This window comes from Parvularcula dongshanensis (assembly GCF_014199615.1).
Lineage (GTDB): Bacteria > Pseudomonadota > Alphaproteobacteria > Caulobacterales > Parvularculaceae > Parvularcula > Parvularcula dongshanensis.
In genome coordinates, this window is the sequence record NZ_JACHOB010000004.1 from 45,848 (window position 1) to 62,094 (window position 16,247).

Consider the following 16,247-nt stretch of genomic DNA (forward strand, 5'->3'; position numbering starts at 1 on the left):
GCGCGCGTTCGGCTTCAGGCCGGGCCGGTCCCGCCCCGCGGCAGGATCGCGCCCGGCGTGCGCAGCACCTTGGCCGCCAGCACGTGACCGGCCATTGCCGCCTCCTTGGGCGGTGCGCCTCCGAGCCGCGCGGCGAGGTAGCCCGCGTTGAAGCTGTCGCCCGCCCCCGTCGTGTCGAGCGGCAGAACGGTTTCGGGCGGCGGAACCCAACCCTTGCCGGCGATGAGCGCGCCTGCGGGGCCGTGCTTCACCACCACCTCGCGCGCGCCGGCGGCGAGCCAACGGTCCGCGCTGTCGATGGGCTCTGAGAAGCCGAACAGGATCGCCTCGTCGTCGAAGGTCGGCAGCGCGATCGACACGTGCGGCGCCAGGGCGTCGATCGTCCGGGCCGCTTCGCCTGAACTTTCCCACCCGCGAGGACGGTAGTTGGTGTCGAAGACGACGGCTCCGCCCACCTCGCGCACGGCGCGCGCGAAGCTGATGACCTGCCGCCGTTCGCTCTCGTCGAACAAGGAGAGCGTGATCCCGGAGAGGTAGAGGAGCGGCGTCCGCTCCGCTTTCCGAAGCACGTCGTCCGCCCCTTGCGTACGGAAGAAGGCGCGCGCCGCGCTCGCCGAGCGCCAGTAGGTGAAGCTGCGCTCACCGACCTCGTCCACCGTCACCGCGTAGAGGCCGGCCGTGCCCCCGTCGCGCCGCAGGACGTAGCGGGTGTCGATGCCCTCCTCGGTCAGCGCCCCCGCAATGCGGTCCGAGAACGCTTCGTCGCCGAGCGCCGTCATGTAGGCGACGCTGAGACCCTGTCGGCTGAGATAGACGGCCGTGTTGAAGCTGTCGCCCGCGACGCCGAGGCGGCAGGCCTCGTCGGTGACGTCGGACAGCTCGATCATCGCCTCGCCGAACACGACGGCGGGGCAGTCGGGCGTCGGGGCTACCAGTTCCAAAGCGTGCCGTCCCGCAGCCGGGCGACCGGTAGCTGCCTTGGCTTGTAGGGATGCTTCGCGGCGAGCTTCTCGTCCAGCGTGACGCCGTGGCCGGGCGTCTCGCCGCAATGCATGAAGCCGCGCTCGAAGCGGTAGTCGTGCGGGAAGACCTCGTCGGTCAGCTCCGTGTGCATCATGTACTCCTGAATGCCGAAGTTCGGCACCCAGCTGTCGAAGTGCAGCGCCGCGCCCATGCAGACCGGCGAGAGGTCGGTCGCGCCGTGGCTCCCCGTGCGCACCTGATAGAGCCCCGCGAGGTCGGCGATCCGCCGAAGGTGCGTGATGCCGCCCGCATGCACGACCGTCGCGCGGATGTAGTCGATCAGCTGCTCTTCGATCAGCGTCCGGCAGTCGTGGATCGTGTTGAAGACCTCTCCCACCGCGAGCGGCGTCGTCGTGTGCTGCCGGATGAGGCGGAAGGCCTCCTGGTTCTCCGCCGGGGTGAGGTCCTCGAGCCAGAACAGGTCGTAGGGCTCGAGGGACTTGCCGAGGCGCGCGGCTTCCTGCGGCGTCATCCGGTGGTGCGCGTCGTGAAGGAGCTTGGTCTCGGGCCCCACCTTCTCGCGCAATCGCTCGAAGAGCTTCGGCACGAAGGTCATGTAGGCGCGCGTGTCCCACTCCTGCACCTCGGGCAGCTCCTCGCCCGCGGGCTCGTAGTACATGTCGCCCTTGCCGATGCCGTAGGCGGTGGCGAGACCGGGCACGCCCGACTGTGCGCGAATCGCCTCGTAGCCCATCTCCTTGTAGCGCAGGACCTCGTCGACCGTGTGCTCTAGGTCCTTGCCGTTGGCGTGACCGTAGACGAGCACGCGCTCCCGGCTCTTGCCGCCCAAGAGCTGGTAGAGCGGCATGCCCGCCATCTTCGCCTTGATGTCCCAAAGCGCCGTGTCGACGGCGGCGATCGCGGACATTGTGACGGGCCCCCGCCGCCAGTAGGCGCCTCGGTAGAGGAACTGCCAGACGTCCTCGATCCGGCTCGCGTCGCGCCCGATCAGGTTCGGGATCACGTGGTCCGTCAGGTAGCTCGCGACGGACAGCTCGCGCCCGTTCAAGGTCGCATCGCCGATGCCTACGACCCCGGCTTGCGTCTCGATGACGAGGGTGACGAAGTTGCGCCCCGGCGAGCAGACGACCACCCTCGCACCGGTGATGGTGCGCTCCCTCGCGCTCCCGTCCGTCCGCTCCGCTTCGGCCATGCTGACGTTCCCTTCGGTTGACAGCGCGCGGGCGCGCTCACTTAAGTGCCCCCATGTCGCGGGCGGCCGGATGCCGGTCAAGCACCGCAGGAACAAGGTTCGGGAGGACCGTCATGGCCGCACCGCTTCAGCTGCATCCCGACAGGCTCTTTTCCTCCGACGAGACGCAGCGCGGGATCGCGCGCCGCCTCTACGCCGAGGTGAAGGACCTGCCGATCATCTCGCCGCACGGGCACACGGATCCGTCCTGGTTCGCGCTGAACGAGCCCTTCCCGGACCCAGCGCAGCTTCTGATCGTGCCCGACCACTACGTGTTCCGCATGCTCTACAGCCAGGGCATACCGCTCGAAGCGCTGGGCGTGCCGAGTGTGGACGGCACGCCGGTCGAGACCGATGGGCGCAAGATCTGGCACCGCTTCGCCGAGAACTACTTCCTCTTCCGCGGCACGCCTTCGCGCATGTGGCTCGACTGGGTCTTCGCCGAGGTCTTCGGGCTCGACGTCCTTCTGTCACCTGAGACGGCGGACCTCTACTACGACACGATCGACGCGGCGCTGCGCACGGACGAGTTCCGGCCCCGCGCCCTCTTCGACCGCTACAAGATGGAAGCGCTCGCGACGACCGAGGGGGCGCTAGACGACCTTGCGCACCACAAGACGATCGCCGCGTCGGGTTGGGGCGGCCAGGTCATCACGACCTACCGCCCGGACGCGGTCGTCGACCCCGAAATGCCCGGCTTCGCGGACAACGTGCGCAAACTCGGCGAGCTGACGGGCGAGAACGTCGAGAATTGGGACGGCTACCTCGCCGCGCACAGGACCCGCCGCGCATACTTCCGCGAGGTCGGCGGCGCGACGGCGACCGACCACGGCCACGCCACGGCGAAGACCCTCGACCTTCCGCGCGCCGAGGCGGAGGCGCTGTTCGGCCGCGTCCTGTCGGGCGACGCGCGGCCCGGCGACGCCGAGGCCTTCCGTGCGCAGATGCTGACTGAGATGGCGCGCATGTCCGTCGAGGACGGCATGACCATGCAGATCCATCCCGGCGCGCACCGCAATCACAATGAAGGCGTCCTCACCCGCTTCGGCCGGGACAAGGGCGGGGACATCCCCGCGCCGACCGAGTACGTGACCGCCCTCAAGCCGCTCCTGAACGCGGTCGGCAACGAGCCGAACCTCAACGTCATCGTCTTCACGCTGGACGAGGACAGCTACAGCCGCGAGCTCGCACCCTTGGCCGGGCACTACCCCGCCCTCACGCTCGGCCCGCCCTGGTGGTTCCACGACAGCCCCGAGGGGATGCGAAGGTTCCGGGAACGGACGACCGAGACGGCGGGCTTCTACAACACCGCAGGTTTCAACGACGACACGCGCGCCTTCCTGTCCATCCCCGCCCGGCACGACGTCGCGCGGCGCATGGACTGCGTCTGGCTCGCCCAGCTCGTCGCCGAGCACCACCTGCCCGAGGACGAGGCGGCCGAGGTGGCGCACGAGCTCGCCTACGGCCTCGCGAAGAAGGCCTACAGGCTTTGATCCTTACCCGCAGGGTAGCTCTTGCGACCGGCGTGGCCTGCGCCGGGCTCGCTGCGTGCGGGCAGGCCGACCGGCCGCTCTACGCGGCCGATGCCCAGGCCATCGACTACCCGACGACCAAGGCCGTCGAGGAGATGGGACGGCTCCTCGACGAGCGCACGGGCGGACGTCTCCGCTTCAAGGTCTTCGGCGGCGGTCAGCTCGGCCCCGAGCGCGACACGCTCGAGATGACGATCTTCGGCGGACTCGACCTCAACCGGATCAACACCGCGCCTCTGAACCCGATCGCGCCCGAGACGCTCGTCCCCGCCCTACCCTTCGTCTTTCAGTCCGTGCCCCACATGCGGGCCGCGATGGACGGCGAGGTTGGCCGAGCGATCCTCGAAAGCCTCGAGCCGCACGGACTGAAGGGTCTCTGCTACTACGATTCAGGCGCGCGAAGCTTCTACAACGCACGCCGTCCCATCCGTGAGCCGGACGACCTTCGCGGCTTGAAGATCCGGGTTCAGAACTCCGACCTCTACGTCTCCATGGTCGAAGCGTTCGGCGCCAACGCGACCCCGATGAGCTTCTCCGAGGTATATGGGGCCATCGCCAAGCGGGTGGTCGACGGGGCGGAGAACAACTGGCCGTCCTACTACACGACGCGCCATTTCGAGGTCGCCCCCTACTACACACTGACCGAGCACGTGATGGCGCCCGAGGTGCTGGTCATGTCGATGCGCCGCTGGCGGAAGCTTTCGGACGAAGACCAAGCGCTCGTCCAACAGGCCGCGCTCGATAGCGTGCCCTTCATGCGGAACCTCTGGGACGCCCGCGTTGCCGAGGCGAAGGCCGCGATCGCCGCGGCGGGAAATGAAGTCGTCACCATCGAGGACAAGGCGCCCTTCCGTGCACAGATGGAACCGGTATACGAACGCTTCGTGACCCCGAAGCTGCGCCCGCTGGTCGAGGCGATCCAAGCAACGGAGGTGCCCGTTGCCTGACGCAGACACAGACCAGGCACGCTCGGCGCCCCGCGCGCCGAGGTCTCACGACGCCGCCTCGCTGCCGGGGCAGTCCTCGCCGGCAACCGAAAGCGCGAGCCACTCCGTGCCGCTAGGACACGATGACCGCCATCTCGGTCCCTATACGACGGGGGCTGCCGCCCGCGCGTCCCGCCTCGCCTCGCTAGGCTGCTTGTGGCTTTCTGGCGTAGGTCTTTGCGTCATCACGCTGATCATCCTCTACCAGGTCTTCATGCGCTACGTCCTCTCGGCGAGCCCCTCCTGGTCCGAGCAGGCCGCTCTTTACATCCTCGTCTGGACGGTCCTCATCGCCGCCGCCGCCGGTGTGCGAGAGCAGTTCCACATCCGCATCCAAGCGGCGCAGGATGCGCTCTCACCGAAGCGTCGCCGCGTCGCGATCATCGCGGCGCACGCGGTCACCGGACTTATCGGCGTCTTCCTCGCCGTCTACGGCACGCAGCTCGTCACCGCGCTCTGGGCTTACGACATCCCGACGCTCGGCCTGCCGCGCGGGTCCGCCTTCCTGCCGCTCCCCCTAGGCGGCTTCTTGATCGCGGCCTTCTCGGCCGAGCACGTTCTCGCCATTCGCAAAGGGTTGGAGGTCGAACCGGTATGGCGCTGAGCGTTCTCCTCGTCTCGCTCGGGCTCTTCCTGGCCCTCGGCGTGCCGGTCGCCTTCTCGCTCCTCGGCGCGTCGGTCCTGACCTTCTTCTTTCTCGACGTCGCGCCCGTGATCGCGGTGCAGCAGCTTGCTTCGGGCATCAACGTCTTCACGCTGATGGCGATCCCCTTCTTCGTCTTCGCAGGCGACCTCATGTACCGTGCCGGCATCGCGGAGCGCCTGGTGCGCCTCGCGGACGCAGGCCTCGGGCGGACGCAGGGCGGGCTCGGCCAGGTCGACGTTGGCGCCTCCATGCTGTTCGGCGCGATCTCGGGCTCGGCCGTGGCGTCCGTCTCGGCGCTCGGCTCGACCTTGATGCCGATGATGGAGGAGAAGGGCTACGACCGCGACTACGCGGTCAACGTCACCTCGACGGCGGCGATCCTGGGGCTGATCATCCCGCCGAGCCACAACATGATCATCTACGCGGCCGCCTCCGGCATCGGTGTGTCGATCGGCGACCTCTTCGTGGCGGGCATCGTGCCGGGGCTTCTCTCGGGCATCCTCCTCGGGCTCGCCGCTTGGCTCGTCGCGAAGAAGCGCGGCTACCCGCGCGGCACCTTCCCCGGCTGGGCCGTCTTCGGGCGCGCAGCAGTCGCCGCGATCCCCGGGCTTCTCACCGCCCTCATCATCGTCGTCGGCATCCTCGCCGGGGTCTTCACCCCGACCGAGAGCGCGGCGGTCGCCGTCGGCTACACCGTGATCGTCGCCACGCTCGGCTACAAGAGCCTCGGGCGCGAAGGCTTCGGCCTCGCCGTCACGGGCGCCGTGCGCACGACGTCCATGATCATGCTGATCATCGGCTCGGCGGCCGCCTTCGGCTGGCTCCTCGCCCTTCTCGAAGGGCCGACCCGGCTCGCGAGCCTCGTCACCACGATCACCGACGAGCCGGCCTTCGTCCTCCTCCTGGTCCTCGTCGTGCTCCTGATCCTCGGCACCTTCATGGACATGGCGCCGCTCATCATCATCACGACGCCGATCTTCCTGCCGATGATGATGGGCCTCGGCATGGACCCCGTCCACTTCGGCATCGTCTTGATGCTGGCGCTCGGCATCGGGCTCGTCACGCCTCCCGTCGGCGCCGTGCTCTTCGTCGGCGCGGCGATCGGCAAGCTTCGCATCGAGAGCGCGGTGAAGACGATCTGGCCCTTCTACCTCGCGCTGATCCTCGCGCTCCTGATCACCGCCTACGTGCCCGCCCTCTCTCTGACGTTGCCCGCGATGCTCCAATGACCGACCGCCTTTCCGAGAAAACCCTCGATCAGCTCTCGCAGGAGGCCCGCCGCCCCGGCTACGACCGCGCGACCCTCCGCCCGCGCATGGTCCACCTCGGCGTGGGCGCGTTCCACCGCGCGCACCAGGCGGTCTGCACGGAAGACGCGATCGAGGCCAAGGGCGGCGATTGGGGCGTCACCGGCATCTCGTTGAGGAGCGACACCGCCGAGACCCAGCTCGCCCCCCAGGACGGCCTCTTCACCGTCGGCACGCGCGAGGGACAGGATCAGTCCCTGCGCCTTATAGGCAACCTGACCCGCGTCCTGACCGCACCCAAGGCGCCGCAGGCCGTGCGCGCCGCCCTCGCCGCGCCGGACCTCAGCGTCGTCACCCTGACGATCACCGAGAAAGGCTACGCGCTAGACCCCGCGACGGGGAACCTCAGGACCGACGCGCCCGAGATCGCGGCGGACCTTCGCTCGCCGCGCGAACCCGCCTCTGCGATCGGATACCTGGTCGAGGCCTTCCGCAACCGGCGCGAGGCGAGCCTCGCGCCCTTCACCACCGTCTCCTGCGACAACCTCCCTTCCAACGGTGAACGCCTCCGCAGCGCGGTCCTTCAGTTCGCGGGCGCGGTGGACAAGGACCTCGCCTCCTGGATCGAGGCCGAGGCCGCCTTCCCCGAGACGATGGTCGACCGCATCGTCCCCGCCGTGACCGAGGAGGACCTCGCCCGCGCCGAGGCGCAGATGGGCCTTCGCGACGAGGGCCACATCGCGACCGAACCCTTCTTCCAATGGGCGATCGAGGACAGCTTCTGCGGGCCGCGCCCTTCATGGGAAGCAGGCGGCGCGCTCTTCGTGTCCGAGGTCGCCCCATACGAGGCCGCGAAGCTCCGCCTCCTCAACGGCCCGCACAGCGCGATCGCCTACCTCGGCTACCTCGCAGGGCACACTTACGTGCACCAAGTGATGGCCGACGAGGACCTCTGCGCCTTCGTGACGGCTTTGATGGAGGAAGAGATCGCGCCCACGGTGAAGGCGCCGGACGGTTTCGACCTTGCTTCTTACACGCAGGACCTGCGCGACCGCTTCCGCAATCCCGCCCTCAACCACCGCACCTGGCAGATCGCGATGGACGGCAGCCAGAAGCTGCCCCAGCGCCTTCTGAACACGATCCGCGACCGCCGGGCGGCGGGCGCGCCCATCGAAAAGCTCGCCACGGCCGTCGCTGCCTGGATGGCCTACGCCCGCGGGCGGGACCTGAACGGCGAACCCATCGACGTGCGCGATCCGATGAAGGACCGCCTCGCCGAGATCGGCGGGGCGGGAAGCGCGGCGGACCTCGTCTCGGGCTACCTCGCGCTCAAAGACGTCTTCGGTGACGACCTGCCGCGCGACGAAGCGTTCAGGACGGCAGTGACGGGCAAGCTCGAAGCCCTCCTGGCGGGCGGCGTTACGGCGGCGCTTCGCGGCTGACGGCGTGCCGCGCGACGTCCTCGTCTGCGGTGCCGGCATCGGCGGCCTCGCAGCTGGCCTCGCCCTTGCCCGAAGAAGAATCCGCGTCCGGATCCTGGAGCGCGCGGAGCGCCTGGAAGAGGTCGGAGCGGGCCTCCAGCTCAGCCCCAACGCGGTGCGCGTCCTTCGCGCCTTGGGGCTGGAGGACGAGGTGCGCTCCACCGCGTTCGAGCCTGAAGACGCTGTCGTCCGCGACGGCCGGACGGGCCGCGTGCAGCTCCGGGTTCCGCTCAAGGGCGCCTGCGAGCGGCGCCACGGCGCGCCCTATCTTCAGACGCACCGTGCCGATCTGCATGCGGTCCTGCGCCGCGCGTGCGAGGCGGCTGGCGTCGAGATCGCGCTCGGCAGAGACGTGCTTCGCTACGAGACCGGGCCGCGCGCTGCCCTCCTAACCGCGAGGGAGCGTTTCGAAGCCGACGCGGTGATCGGCGCGGACGGCCTGCGCTCCGCGATCCGCGCGCAGATGACGCGCGGCCCTGCGCCCCGCTTCACCGGACAGGTCGCGTGGCGCGCGGTCGTGCCGGCGCACGCTCTCGCCGCCGGAACGATCCCGCCCGATGCGACGAGCTGGACGGGGCCGGGGCGTCACCTCGTCACCTACTATCTTCGCGGCGGGGCGTTCATCAACGTCGTCGCGGTCGAGGAGCGCGCGGGCTTCGCCGCCGAGGACTGGCGCCAGGCGGGCGACCCAGCCGCGCTCAAAGCCGCCTTCGCGGGATGGGACCCGCGGCTCCTAGCGCTTCTCGATGCGGTCGAGACGCCGTTCCTCTGGGGCCTCTTCGATCACCCTCCGTTGGCGAGCTGGACCGACGGCGCCGTCGCCCTGCTCGGCGACGCTGCCCACCCCATGCTGCCCTTCCTCGCCCAGGGAGCGGCGATGGCGTTGGAGGACGCCTGGGTCCTTGCCGCGATGCTGAGCGGCGCGGACGACGTGCCGAGCGCTCTGCGCCGTTACGGGGCGATCAGGCGGCCCCGGACCACGCGGGTCCAGCGCATGTCCGCTGCCAACAGGGCGATCTTCCATGCAGGCAAGGGCCCGGCCCATCTGCCGGCACGCCTGGCGCGCGGGGCGGCCCGGCTGGCGCCGGGCCTCGCCGGGCGGCGCCTCGCAGCGGTCTACGGGCACGACGTCACCGACTGATGGTCGCGCTGTCGGCGCGAGGCCGGCTTGCCGCCGACTTGCCGGAATGCGGACCCGACACTAAACCGGGATACGGGCCCGGGCGCAGGGGCTGTTTCGCGAGTCGCAGTGTCACGATCAGCTCTACCCTCCGCCCGCTTCGGGCGCGCGGCTTGGCGCCGGGCGTTGTTCCGGCGCTTCGGGCTATCCCTTACCGTCCTCGCGGTCGGCCTCGTCACGACCGCCTTCGTCACCTGGCAGGTCTCCCGCTTCGGCGAGGTCGGCGACCGCGAGCGCCTCGCGCGGCTGATCGACGTGCAGGTCGAGGCGATCCGTGACCGCCTCAACGCTCAGATCGCGCTGTTGCGGGGCGGGGCCGGCTACTTCGCGGCCACCGACGGGGAGATCACCGAGGACGAATTCGCGGCCTATGTGAACCGCCTGCGCTTCGAGGACACCTATCCGGGTGCGCAGGGCCTCGGCTACGCGCGCGTGACCGGCGTCCAACCGAGCGGCCGACTGACCTCCGAGATCGTCTTCCTGGAGCCCAAGGAAGGGCGAAACGAGTCCGCGATCGGCTACGACATGCTTTCCGAGCCGGTGCGGCGAGGGGCGATGCAGCGCGCTCGCGACCTCGGCGTCGCGTCCATGACGGGTCCGCTCAACCAGGTCCAGACCGACGCCGGCACCTTGCGGGCCGGCTTCATCATCTACGTGCCGGTCTACACCACGCCCGGCGTGCCGAGCAGCCTCGACGCCCGTCGCGCGACGATCCGCGGCTGGGTCTACAGCGCGCTGCGCGCGAACGCCTTCTTCGGCGAAGGCGTGCTGCGTGGCCGTCCGCCGCGCGAGGTCGCCTTCGCAGTCTATGACGCCTCTCAACAAGAGGTCCCGATCTTCGCTTACGGTGCCCGTGCTCCTTGGGCCGCAACCACGGTTCGCCGGCTCGAAGTCGGCGGGCGTGAGTGGCTCGTCGCCTTCGCCGCGACGCGCGACTTTCAGCGCAAGGCAGGCCGTCCGTTCCTCGCGACGATCGCCCTCATCGGCTTCACCGTCACCGTGCTGCTCGCCCGTGCGGCCGATGCGCAGGTTCGCGCTGCCCGCGAGGCCGTCACGGCGCGAGAGGCGCTCGAAGAGGAGACCGTCCGTCTCGACGCGCTGCGCCGGGCGTCGGCCGCGCTCGCCGCGGAGCTCGACCTTCGACGCCTCGTCGAGCTCGTGGTCGACGAGGCGCAGACCCTGACCCGTGCGGCCTACGGCGCCTTCTTCGAGCGGGCAGTGAGCCAGGACGGTGAGCCGATCTGGCGCCTCTACAGCCTTTCCGGTGCGAAGCGCGAAGACTTCGTTCGCTTCGGCACGCCGCGCGTGACCGACCTCCTCGCGCCGAGCTTCGAGCGCGGTGAGACCGTCCGGTCGGACGATGTCCTCACCGACGCCCGCTACGGCCGGATGGGCGGCATGCCCAAAGGCCACCTGCCGGTGCGAAGCTACCTCTCGACGCCGGTCGTCTCGAGCTCGGGCCAAGTCTTCGGCGCGCTTCTCTTCGGACACCCAGAGCCCGCCCGGTTCGGGCATCGGGAAGAGGAACTGATCACCGCCTTCGCGGCTCAGGCGGCGACCGCCCTCGACAACGCTCAGCTCTTCCGTGATGCGCAGGAAGAGATCGCGCGCCGCAAGCGGGCCGAGATCGAGCTTCAGGACGAACGCCGCGCCGCGGAGATCGAGGCGGCGGAACGCGCGGCGATCCTCGGCCAGCTCGGCGAGGGAGTGATCGTCACCGACGCGAGCGGACGGATCACCTTCGTCAACGACGCGGCCGCGAGGCTTCACGGCGTCAGCGAACTGAACGTCGGGCCCGAAGGCTACGTGTCGACCTACGGCATCCTGACGCTCGATGGGCGCCCCTACTCGTCGGAAGAGATGCCGCTGACGCGTGCGGCCCGCTACGGCGAGAGCATCGCCGACGCACGCTGGCGCATCCGCCAGCCGAACGGCACGGAGGTGCTCGCCATCGGCTCCGCCCAACCGATCACCGCCGCTTCGGGTCAACGCATCGGCGCCGTGCTGACCCTACGGGACGATACCGAGCGCCACGCGGCCGAGGAGAGCCTTCGGGCGTGGAGTGAGCGCCTGGAGGAACGGGTCAAGGCGCGCACCGCGGAGCTCGAGCGGGCGAGGGACAGCCTCGAGATGATCAACCGCGACCTCGAGGCGATCGTTGAGGCACGCGTCGCGGACGTGAAGTCGGCGAACGAGGAGGTCCAACGCTTCGCCTACATCGTCAGCCACGACCTGCGCGCGCCGCTCGTCAACATCATGGGCTTCGCCGGTGAGCTCGAGACCAGCTTCGCAGAAGTCCAGGACACCTTGCCGAAGGCCGACGCCGACAGTTTCGGCGCGGACGTGAAGGAATCGCTCGACTTCATCCGTGCGGCCATCTCGAAGATGGACGGGCTGATCAACGCCATCCTGAAGCTCTCGCGCGAGGGGCAGCGCCGTTACACCCCGGTGCCGCTCGACATGACGACGCTCGTCCGCACCGCGATCGCGACCCTCCACCACCAGGCAGGCGAGGTCGGCGCGGAGATGAGCGTCGAGGCGCTGCCCGACATCACCTCCGACCGCCTCGCCGTCGAGCAGATCTTCGCGAACCTCCTCGACAACGCCCTGAAGTACCTCGACGCGGACCGGCGCGGGAAGATCGACGTCTCGGGCCGGATCGACGGGTCCTTCGCCGTCTTCGAGGTCACGGATAACGGGCGCGGCATCGATCCCAAGGATCACGCCCGGGTCTTCGACCTTTTCCGCCGCTCCGGGCGTCCGGAGAAGCCGGGCGAGGGCATCGGTCTTGCTTACGTCCGGATGCTGGTCCGTGCGCTCGGTGGCCGTATCAGCTTGTCTTCCGAGCCGGGGGTAGGCACGACGTTCACCGTCCGCTTGCCTCTCGAATTCGCGGGCGCCACCAGTCAGTAGGAGAAGTCCATGATGCCTGTAAGCATCGTCATGGTCGAAGACGATGAGGGCCACGCTCGCCTCATCGAACGAAACATCCGCCGTGCTGGCGTTACCAACGACATCCAGGGCTTCACGGACGGGCAGAGCGCGCTCGACTTCCTGCTCGGGCCGGATGGCAGCGGCTCGGTCAACGCCGGGCGGCAGCTCCTGGTGCTTCTGGACCTCAACCTGCCCGACATGACGGGGATCGACATCCTCGAGAAGATCAAGGCGAACGACCACACCAAGCTCGCGCCGGTCGTGGTCCTGACGACGACGGACGACGAGGTCGAGATCCAGCGCTGCTACGATGCGGGGGCGAACGCCTACATCACCAAGCCCGTCAACTACGAAGGCTTCGCGGACACGATCCGCAACCTCGGCATGTTCTTCTCGATCATCCAGGTGCCGGAGACCGTCTAGCGTGCCGGACAGCCTTCCCTTCGTTCTCTACATCGACGACGACCCCGGGCTTGCCAGCCTCGCGGGCCGCGCGTTGCAGCGCCGAGGCTTCGGCTTCGCGCACGCGGAGAGCGGAGCGGACGGATTGGCGCGCCTCGGCGCAGGGGGCGTGGACGTGGTCGCGCTCGACCACTTCATGCCGGACGAGACCGGGCTCGACGTGCTGCCGAAGATCCGCTCGCTGCCCGACGCTCCTCCGGTCGTCTACGTGACGGGATCGGACGACAGCCGGGTGGCGGTCGCAGCGCTCAAGGCGGGGGCCGCCGACTACGTCTGGAAAGACGTGAACGGAGAGTACCGGGAGCTTCTCGCGGAATCCATCCTCGCGGTGTTCGAGCAGGAACGCCTGCGCCGCGCCAAGGTCGCCGCCGAGGCCGAGGTCCGCGTTGCGCGCGACAGGGCGGAGGCCTTGCTCGTCGAGGTCAACCACCGCGTCGCCAACAGCCTTCAACTCGTCTCCTCGCTCATCCTGCTTCAAGAACGCGCGCTGCCGGAGGACGCCCTCGTCGCGCGGGCCGCCCTCGGTGAGACGGTCGCGCGGATCGAGGCCATCTCCCGCGTGCACCGGCACCTCTACACCTCCGAGGACGTCACCAGGATCGACCTCGACGTCTACCTGCGCGAGCTGATCGAGCAGCTTCAGGACACGTCCTGTCCCGAGGGCGGCGTGACGCTGAGCTACGCTGCGGTCTCCGAGCTCTACGTGTCCGCCAACGAGGCGGTCTCCTTGGGCGTCATCCTGACCGAGCTCGTCACCAACGCGATCAAGTACGCCTATCCGAGCGGCACCGGCGGGGTGCGCATCAACCTCTCTCGCGAGCGGGACGAGATTGCTCTGACCGTCGCCGACGACGGTGTGGGCAGCGCTTCGGAAGCGGAAGGCGGGGCCAAGGGCACGGGCCTCGGCACCAAGATCATCGGCGCCATGGCGGGGTCGCTCAAGGGACGCATCGTCCACAACCCCGTCGCGGGCACCAGCGTGACGGTCAGGTTCCGCCACGCCGGTTGAGCCTCGTCAGGGTGCGCCCGCCGCGTCCGCCCCTTCGCCCGTCGCGCTCGTCAGGTCGCGCGCCGCCGCGACCAGCTCGACGTAGGATGCGCCGAGCGGAATGACGTACTCGTTCTCGCCCCAGAAGAACGGCCAGTCCTCCTTGTTCTCGGGGAAGTCGGGTTTGAGGATCAGGACACCCGGCACCACGCCCCCCGCGATGAAGGAGAAGTCGGCGCGGTTGTTGCCATAGGCGACCTCCTTCGACTTCGCGCCGACGGCGGAGACGAGGGAGAGGTCGTGACCCGGATGCCGCCCGAGGACGTAGTCGAGGCCCGCGAGGACTTCCTCGGCGCTGACGAGTTCCGGGAAGGCCTTGTGGATCTGGTACTGGACGAGGGACTCGTTGACGACGGTGCCCGAGCCCGCCCAGCCGCCGCGGGTGATCCGTACACCGAACGGGTTCTCGGTCTTCGCTTCCTCCATCTCGACGAGCCAAGCTTCCGACGCCTCGCGCAGCGTCTGACGGAAGGTGTCGGGCATGTCCGGCAGCACGCGGAAGGCCGCGTCGGCGGTAAAGCCGTAATACGCCTCTGCCTCCGGCCAGAGGCGTATTACGGCCTCTTCGTACTCGTCCTTGCCGGTCGTCGCGAAGAGTTCGGCGGCGGCGAGGAAGCGTTCCGCCTCGAGCGGGCCGCCCGTCGTGTTGCCGTGGCGGTAGGTATCGGGCTCCTTGCCCTGCTCCTCCGCCCAAGTGTCCTCTGCGATCTTGAGCGCCTTGTCCGCAAGCTCGTCGTCATAGCCGCGCAGCGCGCGAGAGGCCGCCGCGAGGCCGGCCGAGGAGCCGTAGTTGAGTGCGCTCGCCTTGCTCGTGAACGCCCAGCGGTCGTCCTTCTTGCCGCTGCGGCCGCGCTTCTCCTCGTCCGGCGACAGCTTCGCGTTGTAGACGAGGCCGTCCGTCTTCGTCACCGCGTCGCCGAGGTGGGTGTACTGATCGAGGTCGGGCTCGACGATGCCGTGGATGGCGTGGCCGACCGCGTCGAACTGGGCGACGAGCTGCAGCGTGCCGTGCTTGATCTGCTGCAGCATGTCGGGCTCGCCGTCCGGCGTGTGGAGGTCGACGCGGTGGCGCGGCCAGTCGACCTTGGTCTCGTCGCGATCCGGCGCGAAGGCCTCCCACCCTGCGACGAGCGAGCGGACCGTACCGTACTGGCTCTGCGTGCGGATGTCGAAGTCGCCCGCGTCGAACCAGCCGCCGACATCGAGGCCGGGGATGTGCTCCATCGGCTCGAACTTCGTGTCCGTGGTCGGCCCTTGCGCGTAGAGGTCGTGGTGCTCGTGGTTCACCGGCGCTTGCAGCGCGTCGTCCATGTGCGCCGTGCCGTGCCAGACCCGGTAGGCCTCGTTGACGAACATGTGGTCCATCTGGACGGGGAAGAAGACGTCCATGGTCGGCTTCCAGGCGTCGTCATAGACGTCGTCGGCGATCGTGATCGGTGCCGTGCGGTGATCGCCATAGGCGAGGACGTAGAGGCCGGGCTCGGTCACGTCCGAGAAGTCGATGGTCGCGTAGGTATAGCGCAGGTACTCGCCCCAAGGCTCGACCGGTGCGACCATCGCCTCGGTTTCCGAACCGTCCGCGCCGATCTTCAGGACGCGCGCGCTCTCCTCGGGCGTGTCGTTCCGGTCGAGCTCGACCACGGCGACCTTATCGCGGTTCGGCGTGTAGCCGACCTGGCTGTGGCTGATGACGGGATCGCGCGTCCAGCCGGGGATCGAGCTCGCGTCGATCGTCCAGGTCAGCAGCGTGCCCGACTTGCCTTCCGGCAGCACGCTCCTGAGCACGTACCAGCCGTTGCTCGCCTGGTTCCGCCCGTCATAGAGCAAGATCGGCGCGCCGTCCGAGGTGATGGAGATACGGTCCTCGGGCGAGGCGGGCGCCATCGTGAAGGACTGGGCCGTCGCGATCGCCTCCGGCTCGGCCATCGCGCCGTCGGGCCGCGCGCCGTCCTCGCGCAGGGTCATGTCGCCGGCGGGATAGCGCGGCAGCATCCCGGCCTCGCCGTCCGCGATGTAGCCCTTGCCCCAGAAGGCGGAGGGCTGGAACTCGAGGTTGAAGCCGGCCCGCCCCGCGAGGCTGTCCGGCACCGCCTCGTCTGAGAGGACGCTGATCGTCACCGCGCCGTCGCCGGTCGCTTCGGCCCTGATCGTGTACTCGAAGCCTTCGTCCGGGTAGGACAAGTGCGCCTCGATGACGCCCGCCTCCTCGTCGACCGTGCGCTCGCCGAACCTTCCGATCGGCTCCCACTGCCCCGGCGTCGCGCTCAGGCGGACGTCGCCGTTCGTGACCACGCGCTGGCCGTGATGGATCACCTCGACGCCGCTGATCTTCGCGTCGGCGAACAGGCCGTCATACCAGTTGGAGAAGACGAGGACGTTGACGCCGTCGGTCTCGAAGTAGCCCTGATCGGATAGGGTGAGCGCTGCGTCCTCCTGCGCGAACGTGAGGCTCGGCGCGGCGGCGAGGGCGATCGTGAGAGCGCTAACAGCGGTAAGCAGGGATCGTTTCGGCATCG

The 16,247-nt window shown here is 69.1% G+C and carries 12 protein-coding genes; 9 read left to right on the forward strand and 3 right to left on the reverse strand.

The window, feature by feature from the left end:
* Window positions 1-14 precede the first annotated feature (14 nt).
* Both GGQ59_RS09825 and manD read right to left on the reverse strand, forming a co-directional pair.
* Entirely contained in the window at window positions 15-941 is a 927-nt protein-coding gene (locus GGQ59_RS09825) for a sugar kinase (protein ID WP_183818064.1), read from the reverse strand.
* Window positions 929-2,176 (reverse strand): D-mannonate dehydratase ManD, encoded by a 1,248-nt coding sequence (gene manD / locus GGQ59_RS09830; protein ID WP_183818066.1) that lies wholly within the window; start codon window positions 2,174-2,176, stop codon window positions 929-931. The genes GGQ59_RS09825 and manD overlap by 13 nt, the downstream gene beginning before the upstream one ends.
* Before the next feature lie 113 nt (window positions 2,177-2,289).
* Between manD and uxaC the strand changes: the two genes are divergently transcribed.
* The 9 genes from uxaC to GGQ59_RS09875 all read left to right on the forward strand — a co-directional run bounded on the left by uxaC (window position 2,290) and on the right by GGQ59_RS09875 (window position 13,692).
* Window positions 2,290-3,708: a glucuronate isomerase gene (uxaC, locus tag GGQ59_RS09835; protein ID WP_183818068.1), complete on the forward strand. Its 1,419-nt coding sequence runs from the start codon at window positions 2,290-2,292 to the stop codon at window positions 3,706-3,708.
* Window positions 3,705-4,694 (forward strand): TRAP transporter substrate-binding protein, encoded by a 990-nt coding sequence (locus tag GGQ59_RS09840; RefSeq protein ID WP_221400982.1) that lies wholly within the window; start codon window positions 3,705-3,707, stop codon window positions 4,692-4,694. The genes uxaC and GGQ59_RS09840 overlap by 4 nt, the downstream gene beginning before the upstream one ends.
* A gap of 106 nt (window positions 4,695-4,800) precedes the next feature.
* Complete coding sequence (locus GGQ59_RS09845) at window positions 4,801-5,337, forward strand: TRAP transporter small permease (protein WP_221400983.1); 537 nt, start codon at window positions 4,801-4,803, stop codon at window positions 5,335-5,337.
* Window positions 5,328-6,608, forward strand: a complete 1,281-nt coding sequence (locus GGQ59_RS09850) for a TRAP transporter large permease (protein WP_183818070.1) — start codon at window positions 5,328-5,330, stop codon at window positions 6,606-6,608. The genes GGQ59_RS09845 and GGQ59_RS09850 overlap by 10 nt, the downstream gene beginning before the upstream one ends.
* On the forward strand, window positions 6,605-8,068 hold the full coding sequence (locus tag GGQ59_RS09855) for a mannitol dehydrogenase family protein (RefSeq protein WP_183818072.1): 1,464 nt from the start codon (window positions 6,605-6,607) through the stop codon (window positions 8,066-8,068). Before GGQ59_RS09850 ends, GGQ59_RS09855 begins: the two co-directional genes overlap by 4 nt.
* A gap of 4 nt (window positions 8,069-8,072) precedes the next feature.
* A complete protein-coding gene (locus tag GGQ59_RS15460; protein WP_183818074.1) occupies window positions 8,073-9,248 on the forward strand; it encodes an FAD-dependent monooxygenase in 1,176 nt (391 codons plus the stop codon).
* Between the two features lie 108 nt (window positions 9,249-9,356).
* On the forward strand, window positions 9,357-12,200 hold the full coding sequence (locus tag GGQ59_RS09865) for a CHASE domain-containing protein (RefSeq protein WP_183818076.1): 2,844 nt from the start codon (window positions 9,357-9,359) through the stop codon (window positions 12,198-12,200).
* Window positions 12,201-12,209: 9 nt separating this feature from the next.
* Window positions 12,210-12,644, forward strand: coding sequence for a response regulator (locus GGQ59_RS09870; protein ID WP_221400984.1), 435 nt, complete (start codon window positions 12,210-12,212; stop codon window positions 12,642-12,644).
* 1 nt (window position 12,645) lies between these two features.
* Complete coding sequence (locus tag GGQ59_RS09875; protein ID WP_221400985.1) at window positions 12,646-13,692, forward strand: histidine kinase dimerization/phosphoacceptor domain -containing protein; 1,047 nt, start codon at window positions 12,646-12,648, stop codon at window positions 13,690-13,692.
* A 6-nt stretch (window positions 13,693-13,698) separates the two neighbouring features.
* Here the strand turns inward: GGQ59_RS09875 and GGQ59_RS09880 are convergent, their stop codons facing one another.
* On the reverse strand, window positions 13,699-16,245 hold the full coding sequence (locus tag GGQ59_RS09880; protein WP_183818080.1) for a glycoside hydrolase family 9 protein: 2,547 nt from the start codon (window positions 16,243-16,245) through the stop codon (window positions 13,699-13,701).
* Window positions 16,246-16,247 lie beyond the last annotated feature (2 nt).

What these genes read in the sequence shown, in the direction of transcription:
- manD (WP_183818066.1), bottom strand. Translation starts at nt 2,176, where the DNA reads ATGGCCGAAGCGGAGCGGACGGACGGGAGCGCGAGGGAGCGCACCATC.
- uxaC (WP_183818068.1), top strand. Translation starts at nt 2,290, where the DNA reads ATGGCCGCACCGCTTCAGCTGCATCCCGACAGGCTCTTTTCCTCCGAC.
- GGQ59_RS09850 (WP_183818070.1), top strand. Translation starts at nt 5,328, where the DNA reads ATGGCGCTGAGCGTTCTCCTCGTCTCGCTCGGGCTCTTCCTGGCCCTC.
- GGQ59_RS09855 (WP_183818072.1), top strand. Translation starts at nt 6,605, where the DNA reads ATGACCGACCGCCTTTCCGAGAAAACCCTCGATCAGCTCTCGCAGGAG.
- GGQ59_RS09870 (WP_221400984.1), top strand. Translation starts at nt 12,210, where the DNA reads ATGATGCCTGTAAGCATCGTCATGGTCGAAGACGATGAGGGCCACGCT.
- GGQ59_RS09880 (WP_183818080.1), bottom strand. Translation starts at nt 16,245, where the DNA reads ATGCCGAAACGATCCCTGCTTACCGCTGTTAGCGCTCTCACGATCGCC.